The sequence below is a fragment of the Vibrio sp. Hal054 genome, from assembly GCF_037162405.1.
GTDB lineage: Bacteria > Pseudomonadota > Gammaproteobacteria > Enterobacterales > Vibrionaceae > Vibrio > Vibrio diazotrophicus.
Genome location: NZ_JARLUT010000001.1, coordinates 1 through 15,046, shown reverse-complemented (window position 1 = coordinate 15,046; position 15,046 = coordinate 1). Strand labels below are relative to the sequence as shown.

2 protein-coding genes, 4 tRNA genes and 6 rRNA genes are annotated in these 15,046 nt (G+C 47.8%); 2 read left to right on the top strand and 10 right to left on the bottom strand.

Annotated features, from left to right (window positions below; translation table 11 throughout):
• Positions 1-60 precede the first annotated feature (60 nt).
• On the top strand, positions 61-2,616 hold the full coding sequence (locus tag P4S58_RS00060; RefSeq protein ID WP_102962799.1) for a GGDEF and EAL domain-containing protein: 2,556 nt from the start codon (positions 61-63) through the stop codon (positions 2,614-2,616).
• 79 nt (positions 2,617-2,695) lie between these two features.
• Positions 2,696-3,700, top strand: coding sequence for an adenosine deaminase (gene add, locus P4S58_RS00055; RefSeq protein ID WP_102962798.1), 1,005 nt, complete (start codon positions 2,696-2,698; stop codon positions 3,698-3,700).
• A 326-nt stretch (positions 3,701-4,026) separates the two neighbouring features.
• Here the strand turns inward: add and P4S58_RS00050 are convergent.
• From P4S58_RS00050 to P4S58_RS00005, 10 genes are all read right to left on the bottom strand, one after another.
• A tRNA-Asp gene (locus P4S58_RS00050) sits at positions 4,027-4,103 on the bottom strand.
• A gap of 30 nt (positions 4,104-4,133) precedes the next feature.
• Positions 4,134-4,249 (bottom strand): 5S ribosomal RNA (gene rrf / locus P4S58_RS00045).
• 88 nt (positions 4,250-4,337) lie between these two features.
• Positions 4,338-7,226 (bottom strand): 23S ribosomal RNA (locus P4S58_RS00040).
• 303 nt (positions 7,227-7,529) lie between these two features.
• Positions 7,530-7,605 (bottom strand) — tRNA-Glu (locus P4S58_RS00035).
• A gap of 67 nt (positions 7,606-7,672) precedes the next feature.
• Positions 7,673-9,214 (bottom strand): 16S ribosomal RNA (locus P4S58_RS00030).
• A gap of 375 nt (positions 9,215-9,589) precedes the next feature.
• Positions 9,590-9,705, bottom strand: a 5S ribosomal RNA gene (rrf, locus tag P4S58_RS00025).
• Between the two features lie 89 nt (positions 9,706-9,794).
• Positions 9,795-12,683 (bottom strand): 23S ribosomal RNA (locus tag P4S58_RS00020).
• Positions 12,684-13,000: 317 nt separating this feature from the next.
• Positions 13,001-13,076 (bottom strand) — tRNA-Ala (locus P4S58_RS00015).
• Between the two features lie 39 nt (positions 13,077-13,115).
• A tRNA-Ile gene (locus P4S58_RS00010) sits at positions 13,116-13,192 on the bottom strand.
• A gap of 66 nt (positions 13,193-13,258) precedes the next feature.
• A 16S ribosomal RNA gene (locus P4S58_RS00005) occupies positions 13,259-14,800 on the bottom strand.
• Together the 16S, 23S and 5S rRNA genes with 4 tRNA genes alongside form the textbook arrangement of a ribosomal RNA operon.
• Positions 14,801-15,046 lie beyond the last annotated feature (246 nt).

Genomic DNA, 15,046 nt, shown 5'->3' with positions numbered 1-15,046 from the left:
GGCATTTGAAGGATCCTTTCCTGTAAGCATAGGGATAGTGCTTTTATTAAGATCAGGGATATGCCTTTTAAAAAGCAAATAAAATTAAAAACCGCTGTATTGCTACCGTTCGTGATCATCTTCTCGGTCACGTTCGGAGTCATTGCTTTTGTCCAAAAAGCCAACTACGAACAAATGGTTCAGGATATCAGTAGCAAACAACTGACCTACCTGACCAATAATGTGGAGCAGCGCCTCTATAATTTTCTTGAAGAACCTTTTTTAGCCAACTTAAGTCTGAGCCACAACCTTGGCTTCAGTCACCTCTTTCAAAAAGGTGATACGCAAAAAATAGAGGACTTCTTCAGATTCAATTTTTCCCAGATCTACAAATCTATCCCGCAAATAGATTCTGCTGGTTTTGGCGGAATAAACGCGGAGTATGTCGGGTTCAGGAAAGAGAACGATCACAACTACACATTGATGGTTCAAGACAAGAGAACCCAAAATAAGCTCGTTATTTATCAAAATGATATCATCAGCAATAATATTCGAACTGTCATTGAAAACTACGATCCAAGAGAGCGACCTTGGTATGTTCCTGTCGCTGAACACCATAAACCAATGTGGTCTTCAATTTATACCAACGCCGATGAACGACAAGAAATCACTCTTTCTTCATTAAGCCCGGTTTTCCAAGATAAACAGTTTGTCGGTGTATCCGTTACCGATGTCAAAATCGATACCTTTAATGCTTTTCTACGCGAAATGAAGCTTCAGACTGAAGCTGATGTCTATATTTTTGATCATGAGCATCGATTAGTTGCTCACTCAAGTGCTGGAGGCGTGGTTTCTTGGGGAACCAGCTTATCACCAAAAGGAACGCGTCTCATGGCTACAGAGAACGCCAGTCCTGTTATTAAAGCTAGTGCTGAACACTTCAAACAACTTGATGTGCCTACAAGTATTGCGACTAAAAACTTTGTCACATATGTCAACAGTGATCGCTATTTCAACAAAGTCACTCCTTTTGAAGACGAATTTGGATTGCATTGGTTTATTGGTGTCTCAATTTCTGAACCCAAGCTCTTAGGTGAAATGCCCTACAATCAACGTAATGCTTGGTATATAGGCCTGTTAATTAGCATGCTTGGTATCGGTATCGGCTACATCGCATTTAACCGTATTACTGCGCCAATTACATCAACAGCCGCCGCCGCTCAACATTTGGCACGTGGTGACTGGGCAACGCCAATGCCAAAATCAGGCAACATCTATGAAACCAGCTTACTGGTTCACGCGTTTAATGAAATGGCCAACAACCTGAAAGCATCGTTTAAAGCACTGCGAACTCAGTTGGTGTATGACTCACTCACTAAACTATATAGTCGCGAAGGTTTAGTTGAAAGTTGCAGTAACCTAAAAAAACTCAACGGCTGTTTGTTCCTTATTGGTATTGATAAATTCAGGGATATCAACGATAGCTTGGGTCACCAATTGGCAGACCAACTGCTTATTGCTATCGCACAACGGCTTAAAAACATTTATGCATCCGATGCCTATATCGCTCGAATTGGCGGCGACGAATTTGCGCTATATCTTCCTCTCGTAAAAGACGAGCAGGAAATTCAAGATGAAGCGAACCGTATTCTGCAATTATTTGCGACACCTTACTCAATGCCAAACGAACCTATAGCCGTCAACGTATCTATCGGCATCGTGCATAACTCTGACTCAACCAATATGACCGTTTGGCTGAGAAATGGCAGTATCGCTTTAAGCAATGCCAAATCTGATTCAACACGAATCAGTTACTACGCACCGGAAATGGCGGGAATATCTCGTAAAAGAACGCAGATGGTTACCCTGTTAAAAGTCGCCATCGAGAAGCATGAATTTGTTCCGTTCTATCAGCCGATCGTTGACTTAAACAGTGGTGAAGTTCTAGGCGCAGAAGCTCTTGCTCGTTGGATTTCACCTGAACTTGGCTTGGTTCCGCCAACCGAATTCATTCCTGTGGCTGAAGAGAGTGGGCTGATCAACACTATTGGTGAACAGATACTCCTTCAAGCTTGTATCGACACAGTAAAAGGGATTGAAGAAGGGAAATGGGCATGCGATTTTCGTATGCACGTCAATTTGTCTGTAAGTCAGCTTTCCAGCTATCTCTTCCTACCGCAACTTGAAGAAATACTACGTATCACCAAATTAAGCCCAAGCAATCTAGCGTTAGAGATTACCGAATCTAAAATCGTGGATAACGACCCTATCATTTTGAGCAACATGCTTGCGTTGAAAAAGCTTGGGATACACATTGCTATCGATGATTTTGGTACTGGCTACAGCTCATTATCTTACCTTCATAAGCTGCCCTTTGATTGCTTGAAAATAGATAGAGCCTTTGTTACTCAGCTTAATCATGATCATCTTGAAGAAAGTATCGTTGCGGCCATTATCAACATGATGAAAGGTTTTAAAGTACAGCTTGTCGCAGAAGGGATAGAAACTCAGGAGCAAGTAGACTTGCTTCATCAGCTAAACTGCCCACAAGGTCAAGGCTTTCTATTCAGTAAACCAATGCCTTACCAAGAATGGCCAACAAACTTAGTTAACATGAGGCAAAAAACAGCAAATTAGGTTTATTTTGCCTCGATCAGCTACTGACAGCTGCGACATTGGTTCTTATACTTCACCCAGATAACAATGGGGATAGATAATGATAACCAAGAACTTACCATTAACGGATTTACACCGTCATTTAGATGGCAATATACGCACTCAAACTATCCTAGATTTAGGCACAAAGTTTGGTGTGAAATTACCCGCGAATAACATTATCGATTTAACACCTCATGTGCAGATAGTAGAAGCAGAACCCTCATTGGTCGCATTCCTATCAAAACTCGATTGGGGTGTAGCGGTATTAGGCGATTTAGATGCGTGCAAACGCGTAGCCTATGAAAACGTAGAAGATGCACTGAACGCTCAGATTGACTACGCTGAACTTCGCTTCTCTCCTTATTACATGGCGATGAAGCACAACTTACCGGTTGAAGGTGTCGTAGAAGCCGTCGTTGATGGCGTGAAAGCTGGTATTCGTGACTTTGGCATCAAGGCTAACCTTATAGGCATCATGAGCCGTACGTTTGGCACAGAGGCCTGCCAGCAAGAACTCAACGCAATCCTATCTCAACGAGATAACATTATTGCAGTGGACTTAGCGGGTGACGAACTGGGTCAACCTGGTGAGCTTTTCACTAGCCACTTTAAGCAAGTTCGTGACTCAGGCTTAAATATCACAGTTCATGCTGGTGAAGCGGCTGGTCCAGAAAGTATGTGGCAGGCAATCCAAGATCTTGGTGCTACACGTATTGGACATGGTGTGAAAGCTATTCAAGATCCAAAATTGATGGACTACCTTGCGGAGCATAAGATTGGTATTGAATCTTGCTTAACATCAAACATACAGACAAGTACGGTAGAAAGCTTACATAGCCACCCTCTTAAGCAATTCTTAGAGCATGGTGTGCTTGCTTGCCTAAATACCGATGACCCAGCAGTAGAGGGTATAGAACTGCCACACGAGTATGAAGTCGCAGCACCTCAAGCGGGTCTGTCTCAAGAGCAAATTCGCCAAGCTCAGATAAACGGATTAGAACTGGCATTTTTGTCTGGCTCAGAAAAAGAAGCGCTTAAACTAAAAGCAGCCAAAAGAGCTTAAGCGTAATACGTTCGAAGCCGATGCATCTGCATCGGCTTTTTTATATCTGTTTTTTTGAGATGGTAAAACATTTGAAGAGTGGGATGAAAAGGAGACAAAGAATTCAGTCAATATGGACTAGCCCTGCTAAAACGATGTCTTCAAACGTAACAAGCTCATGATTCCTCAAAAGACCCTACCGTAATTTATACACCTTATTGTACTTCCCCAGTGTGACAGGTCGGCTTTTTGTTAAACAAGTGCCACCCACTGAGCTGCCGCTTCATATTGGTCACTTTCCTTCAGACGCAAAAAAGCCCCGTCATTTCTGACGAGGCTTCAAATAGTGGCGGAGCGGACGGGACTCGAACCCGCGACCCCCGGCGTGACAGGCCGGTATTCTAACCAACTGAACTACCGCTCCGCATTGGTTAGCGCTTGGTGCTAAATAAAAGCCTGGCGATGTCCTACTCTCACATGGGGAGACCCCACACTACCATCGGCGCTAATTCGTTTCACTTCTGAGTTCGGCATGGAATCAGGTGGGTCCAAATCGCTATGGTCGCCAAGCAAATTTGTTAATTCGGAAAGCTGCTAATGTTCTCTACACATTCAATTCTGTTCTTGCTTTGAGCCCACAAAACCCCTTGGGTGTTGTATGGTTAAGCCTCACGGGCAATTAGTACAGGTTAGCTCAATGCCTCACAGCACTTACACACCCTGCCTATCAACGTTCTAGTCTCGAACAACCCTTTAGGACACTTAAAGTGCCAGGGAGAACTCATCTCAGGGCTTGCTTCCCGCTTAGATGCTTTCAGCGGTTATCAATTCCGAACTTAGCTACCGGGCAATGCTACTGGCGTAACAACCCGAACACCAGAGGTTCGTCCACTCCGGTCCTCTCGTACTAGGAGCAGCCCCCTTCAATTCTCCAACGCCCACGGCAGATAGGGACCGAACTGTCTCACGACGTTCTAAACCCAGCTCGCGTACCACTTTAAATGGCGAACAGCCATACCCTTGGGACCGACTTCAGCCCCAGGATGTGATGAGCCGACATCGAGGTGCCAAACACCGCCGTCGATATGAACTCTTGGGCGGTATCAGCCTGTTATCCCCGGAGTACCTTTTATCCGTTGAGCGATGGCCCTTCCATTCAGAACCACCGGATCACTATGACCTGCTTTCGCACCTGCTCGAATTGTCATTCTCGCAGTCAAGCGGGCTTATGCCATTGCACTAACCACACGATGTCCAACCGTGTTTAGCCCACCTTCGTGCTCCTCCGTTACTCTTTGGGAGGAGACCGCCCCAGTCAAACTACCCACCAGGCACTGTCCTCGACCCGGATGACGGGTCTGAGTTAGAACATCAAACATACAAGGGTGGTATTTCAAGGACGGCTCCACACAAACTAGCGTCTGCGCTTCAAAGCCTCCCACCTATCCTACACATGTAGGTTCAATGTTCAGTGCCAAGCTGTAGTAAAGGTTCACGGGGTCTTTCCGTCTAGCCGCGGGTACACTGCATCTTCACAGCGATTTCAATTTCACTGAGTCTCGGGTGGAGACAGCGTGGCCATCATTACGCCATTCGTGCAGGTCGGAACTTACCCGACAAGGAATTTCGCTACCTTAGGACCGTTATAGTTACGGCCGCCGTTTACCGGGGCTTCGATCAAGAGCTTCGACCGAAGTCTAACCCCATCAATTAACCTTCCGGCACCGGGCAGGCGTCACACCGTATACGTCATCTTACGATTTTGCACAGTGCTGTGTTTTTAATAAACAGTTGCAGCCACCTGGTATCTGCGACTCTCATCAGCTCCATCCGCGAGGGACTTCACCGTCAAGAGCGTACCTTCTCCCGAAGTTACGGTACCATTTTGCCTAGTTCCTTCACCCGAGTTCTCTCAAGCGCCTTGGTATTCTCTACCCGACCACCTGTGTCGGTTTGGGGTACGATTCCTTACAATCTGAAGCTTAGAGGCTTTTCCTGGAAGCATGGCATCAATGACTTCACTACCGTAGTAGCTCGACATCGTGTCTCAGCCTTAAAGAGAGCCGGATTTACCTAACTCTCAAGCCTACGCACTTGAACCTGGACAACCGTCGCCAGGCCCACCTAGCCTTCTCCGTCCCCCCATCGCAATTGTAAGAAGTACGGGAATATTAACCCGTTTCCCATCGACTACGCCTTTCGGCCTCGCCTTAGGGGTCGACTCACCCTGCCCCGATTAACGTTGGACAGGAACCCTTGGTCTTCCGGCGAGGAGGTTTTTCACCCCTTTATCGTTACTCATGTCAGCATTCGCACTTCTGATACCTCCAGCATGCTTTACAACACACCTTCAACGGCTTACAGAACGCTCCCCTACCCAATACAATAAATTGCATTGCCGCAGCTTCGGTTGATTACTTAGCCCCGTTACATCTTCCGCGCAGGCCGACTCGACTAGTGAGCTATTACGCTTTCTTTAAATGATGGCTGCTTCTAAGCCAACATCCTAGCTGTCTGAGCCTTCCCACATCGTTTCCCACTTAGTAATCATTTGGGACCTTAGCTGGCGGTCTGGGTTGTTTCCCTCTCCACGACGGACGTTAGCACCCGCCGTGTGTCTCCCGGATAGTACTTACTGGTATTCGGAGTTTGCAAAGGGTTGGTAAGTCGGGATGACCCCCTAGCCTTAACAGTGCTCTACCCCCAGTAGTATTCGTCCGAGGCGCTACCTAAATAGCTTTCGGGGAGAACCAGCTATCTCCGAGTTTGATTGGCCTTTCACCCCTAGCCACAAGTCATCCGCTAATTTTTCAACATTAGTCGGTTCGGTCCTCCAATTGATGTTACTCAATCTTCAACCTGCCCATGGCTAGATCACTCGGTTTCGGGTCTATATCCAGAGACTGAACGCCCAGTTAAGACTCGGTTTCCCTACGGCTCCCCTATACGGTTAACCTTGCCACTGAATATAAGTCGCTGACCCATTATACAAAAGGTACGCAGTCACCCCACGAAGAGGCTCCTACTGCTTGTACGTACACGGTTTCAGGTTCTATTTCACTCCCCTCACAGGGGTTCTTTTCGCCTTTCCCTCACGGTACTGGTTCACTATCGGTCAGTCAGGAGTATTTAGCCTTGGAGGATGGTCCCCCCATATTCAAACAGGATATCACGTGTCCCGCCTTACTCGTTTTCACTCAAAATGACATGTCGGTTACGGGGCTATCACCCGGTATCGCGATACTTTCCAGAATCTTCACCTGTGTCATTAAAAGCTTAAGGGCTAATCCAATTTCGCTCGCCGCTACTTTCGGAATCTCAATTGATTTCTTTTCCTCGGGGTACTTAGATGTTTCAGTTCTCCCGGTTCGCCTCATTAACCTATGTATTCAGTTAATGATACTCACTTATGTGAGTGGGTTTCCCCATTCGGAAATCGTAGACTCAAGTGGCTTTTACTGCCTTATCTACGCTTATCGCAAGTTAATACGTCCTTCATCGCCTCTGACTGCCAAGGCATCCACCGTGTACGCTTAGTCACTTAACCATACAACCCCAAGAGGTCTTTAGTATGGCAAACAACCAAGGTTTAGTTGTCTCTCATTATTTGAATGAGCGAGAGACATTTTCGATTTTGCCGGACTCAAATATGAATACTTACTTATAAAGTAAGATTCCCAAGAACACTTGAATGTGTATTGGTACCTAAATGACTATGTCATCTAGGATTTGAGAACTTTTAATAAATAACGATTAATCAAATCGTTATTTGTCAGCTTTCCAAATTGTTAAAGAGCAAGATTTTCTAACGAAAACCATTTTTAAACACACTCGTAAGAATGCTTAAAGATGGTATCCCGTAGGGGAGTCGAACCCCTGTTACCGCCGTGAAAGGGCGGTGTCCTAGGCCTCTAGACGAACGGGACACTAAGATACTCTTATCTTTCTAAACCTAATCAATCTGTGTGGACACTCATCAAGAGAATCTATACGTAAGGAGGTGATCCAGCGCCAGGTTCCCCTAGCGCTACCTTGTTACGACTTCACCCCAGTCATGAACCACAAAGTGGCAAGCGTCCTCCCGAAGGTTAAACTACCTGCTTCTTTTGCAGCCCACTCCCATGGTGTGACGGGCGGTGTGTACAAGGCCCGGGAACGTATTCACCGTGACATTCTGATTCACGATTACTAGCGATTCCGACTTCATGGAGTCGAGTTGCAGACTCCAATCCGGACTACGACGCACTTTTTGGGATTCGCTTACTCTCGCAAGTTCGCTGCCCTCTGTATGCGCCATTGTAGCACGTGTGTAGCCCTACTCGTAAGGGCCATGATGACTTGACGTCGTCCCCACCTTCCTCCGGTTTATCACCGGCAGTCTCCCTGGAGTTCCCGACATGACTCGCTGGCAAACAAGGATAAGGGTTGCGCTCGTTGCGGGACTTAACCCAACATTTCACAACACGAGCTGACGACAGCCATGCAGCACCTGTCTTACAGTTCCCGAAGGCACACCTGCGTCTCCGCTGGCTTCTGTAGATGTCAAGAGTAGGTAAGGTTCTTCGCGTTGCATCGAATTAAACCACATGCTCCACCGCTTGTGCGGGCCCCCGTCAATTCATTTGAGTTTTAATCTTGCGACCGTACTCCCCAGGCGGTCTACTTAACGCGTTAGCTCCGAAAGCCACGGCTCAAGGCCACAACCTCCAAGTAGACATCGTTTACGGCGTGGACTACCAGGGTATCTAATCCTGTTTGCTCCCCACGCTTTCGCATCTGAGTGTCAGTATCTGTCCAGGGGGCCGCCTTCGCCACCGGTATTCCTTCAGATCTCTACGCATTTCACCGCTACACCTGAAATTCTACCCCCTCTACAGTACTCTAGCTTGCCAGTTTCAAATGCTATTCCGAGGTTGAGCCCCGGGCTTTCACATCTGACTTAACAAACCACCTGCATGCGCTTTACGCCCAGTAATTCCGATTAACGCTCGCACCCTCCGTATTACCGCGGCTGCTGGCACGGAGTTAGCCGGTGCTTCTTCTGTCGCTAACGTCAAATGATAGTGCTATTAACACTACCACCTTCCTCACGACTGAAAGTGCTTTACAACCCGAAGGCCTTCTTCACACACGCGGCATGGCTGCATCAGGCTTGCGCCCATTGTGCAATATTCCCCACTGCTGCCTCCCGTAGGAGTCTGGACCGTGTCTCAGTTCCAGTGTGGCTGATCATCCTCTCAGACCAGCTAGGGATCGTCGCCTTGGTGAGCCATTACCTCACCAACTAGCTAATCCCACCTGGGCATATCCTGACGCGAGAGGCCCGAAGGTCCCCCTCTTTGAGCCGAAGCTATTATGCGGTATTAGCCATCGTTTCCAATGGTTATCCCCCACATCAGGGCAATTTCCCAGGCATTACTCACCCGTCCGCCGCTCGCCACCCGAGAAACAAGTTTCTCTGTGCTGCCGCTCGACTTGCATGTGTTAGGCCTGCCGCCAGCGTTCAATCTGAGCCATGATCAAACTCTTCAATTTAAGATTTTGTCGGCTCAACGAATACTGACTTCAAAACTGCTCTTACTCGAAAGCAAGAAGTAATTTTAAAGCTATTACCATTCCAACAGAATGGTAATGAATTGACTGTGCCAAGACCGAAGTCTTGATTGGTCACTCAGTTCATTGAAACCTAAGTTGCTTTGTTACAAGAACAAAGACTTAACTTTGATTTTCATCAACGAGTGCCCACACAGATTGATAGGTTTAAATTGTTAAAGAGCTTTGCTTTCAGTGCCTTAGCACTTGGGCAGGACGCGTATATTACGCTTCATGCTTTGAAAGTCAACATAAAATTCTAAACATTTTAGAACTCTATGTTGACTCGCTTAATAAGTAAGCAAGTCATGAATATGAGCCTGGCGATGTCCTACTCTCACATGGGGAGACCCCACACTACCATCGGCGCTAATTCGTTTCACTTCTGAGTTCGGCATGGAATCAGGTGGGTCCAAATCGCTATGGTCGCCAAGCAAAATTTTAAAATTCGGAAAGCTGTTAATGTTCTCTACACATTCAATTCTGTTCTTGCTTTGAGCCCACAAAACCCCTTGGGTGTTGTATGGTTAAGCCTCACGGGCAATTAGTACAGGTTAGCTCAATGCCTCACAGCACTTACACACCCTGCCTATCAACGTTCTAGTCTCGAACAACCCTTTAGGACACTTAAAGTGCCAGGGAGAACTCATCTCAGGGCTTGCTTCCCGCTTAGATGCTTTCAGCGGTTATCAATTCCGAACTTAGCTACCGGGCAATGCTACTGGCGTAACAACCCGAACACCAGAGGTTCGTCCACTCCGGTCCTCTCGTACTAGGAGCAGCCCCCTTCAATTCTCCAACGCCCACGGCAGATAGGGACCGAACTGTCTCACGACGTTCTAAACCCAGCTCGCGTACCACTTTAAATGGCGAACAGCCATACCCTTGGGACCGACTTCAGCCCCAGGATGTGATGAGCCGACATCGAGGTGCCAAACACCGCCGTCGATATGAACTCTTGGGCGGTATCAGCCTGTTATCCCCGGAGTACCTTTTATCCGTTGAGCGATGGCCCTTCCATTCAGAACCACCGGATCACTATGACCTGCTTTCGCACCTGCTCGAATTGTCATTCTCGCAGTCAAGCGGGCTTATGCCATTGCACTAACCACACGATGTCCAACCGTGTTTAGCCCACCTTCGTGCTCCTCCGTTACTCTTTGGGAGGAGACCGCCCCAGTCAAACTACCCACCAGGCACTGTCCTCGACCCGGATGACGGGTCTGAGTTAGAACATCAAACATACAAGGGTGGTATTTCAAGGACGGCTCCACACAAACTAGCGTCTGCGCTTCAAAGCCTCCCACCTATCCTACACATGTAGGTTCAATGTTCAGTGCCAAGCTGTAGTAAAGGTTCACGGGGTCTTTCCGTCTAGCCGCGGGTACACTGCATCTTCACAGCGATTTCAATTTCACTGAGTCTCGGGTGGAGACAGCGTGGCCATCATTACGCCATTCGTGCAGGTCGGAACTTACCCGACAAGGAATTTCGCTACCTTAGGACCGTTATAGTTACGGCCGCCGTTTACCGGGGCTTCGATCAAGAGCTTCGACCGAAGTCTAACCCCATCAATTAACCTTCCGGCACCGGGCAGGCGTCACACCGTATACGTCATCTTACGATTTTGCACAGTGCTGTGTTTTTAATAAACAGTTGCAGCCACCTGGTATCTGCGACTCTCATCAGCTCCATCCGCGAGGGACTTCACCGTCAAGAGCGTACCTTCTCCCGAAGTTACGGTACCATTTTGCCTAGTTCCTTCACCCGAGTTCTCTCAAGCGCCTTGGTATTCTCTACCCGACCACCTGTGTCGGTTTGGGGTACGATTCCTTACAATCTGAAGCTTAGAGGCTTTTCCTGGAAGCATGGCATCAATGACTTCACTACCGTAGTAGCTCGACATCGTGTCTCAGCCTTAAAGAGAGCCGGATTTACCTAACTCTCAAGCCTACGCACTTGAACCTGGACAACCGTCGCCAGGCCCACCTAGCCTTCTCCGTCCCCCCATCGCAATTGTAAGAAGTACGGGAATATTAACCCGTTTCCCATCGACTACGCCTTTCGGCCTCGCCTTAGGGGTCGACTCACCCTGCCCCGATTAACGTTGGACAGGAACCCTTGGTCTTCCGGCGAGGAGGTTTTTCACCCCTTTATCGTTACTCATGTCAGCATTCGCACTTCTGATACCTCCAGCATGCTTTACAACACACCTTCAACGGCTTACAGAACGCTCCCCTACCCAATACAATAAATTGCATTGCCGCAGCTTCGGTTGATTACTTAGCCCCGTTACATCTTCCGCGCAGGCCGACTCGACTAGTGAGCTATTACGCTTTCTTTAAATGATGGCTGCTTCTAAGCCAACATCCTAGCTGTCTGAGCCTTCCCACATCGTTTCCCACTTAGTAATCATTTGGGACCTTAGCTGGCGGTCTGGGTTGTTTCCCTCTCCACGACGGACGTTAGCACCCGCCGTGTGTCTCCCGGATAGTACTTACTGGTATTCGGAGTTTGCAAAGGGTTGGTAAGTCGGGATGACCCCCTAGCCTTAACAGTGCTCTACCCCCAGTAGTATTCGTCCGAGGCGCTACCTAAATAGCTTTCGGGGAGAACCAGCTATCTCCGAGTTTGATTGGCCTTTCACCCCTAGCCACAAGTCATCCGCTAATTTTTCAACATTAGTCGGTTCGGTCCTCCAATTGATGTTACTCAATCTTCAACCTGCCCATGGCTAGATCACTCGGTTTCGGGTCTATATCCAGAGACTGAACGCCCAGTTAAGACTCGGTTTCCCTACGGCTCCCCTATACGGTTAACCTTGCCACTGAATATAAGTCGCTGACCCATTATACAAAAGGTACGCAGTCACCCCACGAAGAGGCTCCTACTGCTTGTACGTACACGGTTTCAGGTTCTATTTCACTCCCCTCACAGGGGTTCTTTTCGCCTTTCCCTCACGGTACTGGTTCACTATCGGTCAGTCAGGAGTATTTAGCCTTGGAGGATGGTCCCCCCATATTCAAACAGGATATCACGTGTCCCGCCTTACTCGTTTTCACTTAAAATGACATGTCGGTTACGGGGCTATCACCCGGTATCGCGGCACTTTCCAGAGCCTTCACCTGTGTCATTAAAAGCTTAAGGGCTAATCCAATTTCGCTCGCCGCTACTTTCGGAATCTCAATTGATTTCTTTTCCTCGGGGTACTTAGATGTTTCAGTTCTCCCGGTTCGCCTCATTAACCTATGTATTCAGTTAATGATACTCACTTATGTGAGTGGGTTTCCCCATTCGGAAATCGTAGACTCAAGTGGCTTTTACTGCCTTATCTACGCTTATCGCAAGTTAATACGTCCTTCATCGCCTCTGACTGCCAAGGCATCCACCGTGTACGCTTAGTCACTTAACCATACAACCCCAAGAGGTCTTATGTATGGCAAACAACCAAGGTTTAGTTGTCTCTCATTATTTGAATGAGCGAGAGACATTTTCGATTTTGCCGGACTCAAATATGAATACTTACTTATAAAGTAAGATTCCCAAGAACACTTGAATGTGTATTGGTACCTAAATGACTATGTCATCTAGGATTTGAGAACTTTTAATAAATAACGATTAATCAAATCGTTATTTGTCAGCTTTCCAAATTGTTAAAGAGCAAGATTCTGTTTTCTATTTAAAGAAATGAACCATTTTTAAAGATTCTTTTTCAAGAACACTTAAAGATGGTGGAGCTATGCGGGATCGAACCGCAGACCTCCTGCGTGCAAGGCAGGCGCTCTCCCAGCTGAGCTATAACCCCATCAGGTGTCGATACTGTTCAATCTTCACAAGGAAAGATTGGTGGGTCTGAGTGGACTTGAACCACCGACCTCTCGCTTATCAGGCGAACGCTCTAACCACCTGAGCTACAGACCCAGTATCGTCTCTTTACTTTCTAAACCTAATCAATCTGTGTGGACACTCACCAAGAGAATCTATACGTAAGGAGGTGATCCAGCGCCAGGTTCCCCTAGCGCTACCTTGTTACGACTTCACCCCAGTCATGAACCACAAAGTGGCAAGCGTCCTCCCGAAGGTTAAACTACCTGCTTCTTTTGCAGCCCACTCCCATGGTGTGACGGGCGGTGTGTACAAGGCCCGGGAACGTATTCACCGTGACATTCTGATTCACGATTACTAGCGATTCCGACTTCATGGAGTCGAGTTGCAGACTCCAATCCGGACTACGACGCACTTTTTGGGATTCGCTTACTCTCGCAAGTTCGCTGCCCTCTGTATGCGCCATTGTAGCACGTGTGTAGCCCTACTCGTAAGGGCCATGATGACTTGACGTCGTCCCCACCTTCCTCCGGTTTATCACCGGCAGTCTCCCTGGAGTTCCCGACATGACTCGCTGGCAAACAAGGATAAGGGTTGCGCTCGTTGCGGGACTTAACCCAACATTTCACAACACGAGCTGACGACAGCCATGCAGCACCTGTCTTACAGTTCCCGAAGGCACACCTGCGTCTCCGCTGGCTTCTGTAGATGTCAAGAGTAGGTAAGGTTCTTCGCGTTGCATCGAATTAAACCACATGCTCCACCGCTTGTGCGGGCCCCCGTCAATTCATTTGAGTTTTAATCTTGCGACCGTACTCCCCAGGCGGTCTACTTAACGCGTTAGCTCCGAAAGCCACGGCTCAAGGCCACAACCTCCAAGTAGACATCGTTTACGGCGTGGACTACCAGGGTATCTAATCCTGTTTGCTCCCCACGCTTTCGCATCTGAGTGTCAGTATCTGTCCAGGGGGCCGCCTTCGCCACCGGTATTCCTTCAGATCTCTACGCATTTCACCGCTACACCTGAAATTCTACCCCCTCTACAGTACTCTAGCTTGCCAGTTTCAAATGCTATTCCGAGGTTGAGCCCCGGGCTTTCACATCTGACTTAACAAACCACCTGCATGCGCTTTACGCCCAGTAATTCCGATTAACGCTCGCACCCTCCGTATTACCGCGGCTGCTGGCACGGAGTTAGCCGGTGCTTCTTCTGTCGCTAACGTCAAATGATAGTGCTATTAACACTACCACCTTCCTCACGACTGAAAGTGCTTTACAACCCGAAGGCCTTCTTCACACACGCGGCATGGCTGCATCAGGCTTGCGCCCATTGTGCAATATTCCCCACTGCTGCCTCCCGTAGGAGTCTGGACCGTGTCTCAGTTCCAGTGTGGCTGATCATCCTCTCAGACCAGCTAGGGATCGTCGCCTTGGTGAGCCATTACCTCACCAACTAGCTAATCCCACCTGGGCATATCCTGACGCGAGAGGCCCGAAGGTCCCCCTCTTTGAGCCGAAGCTATTATGCGGTATTAGCCATCGTTTCCAATGGTTATCCCCCACATCAGGGCAATTTCCCAGGCATTACTCACCCGTCCGCCGCTCGCCACCTGAGAAACAAGTTTCTCTGTGCTGCCGCTCGACTTGCATGTGTTAGGCCTGCCGCCAGCGTTCAATCTGAGCCATGATCAAACTCTTCAATTTAAGATTTTGTCGGCTCAACGAATACTGACTTCAAAACTGCTCTTACTCGAAAGTAAGACGTAATTTTAAAGCTATTACCATTCCAACAGAATGGTAATGAATTGACTGTGCCAAGACCGAAGTCTTGATTGGTCACTCAGTTCATTGAAACCTAAGTTGCTTTGTTACAAGAACAAAGACTTAACTTTGATTTTCATCAACGAGTGCCCACACAGATTGATAGGTTTAAATTGTTAAAGAGCTTTT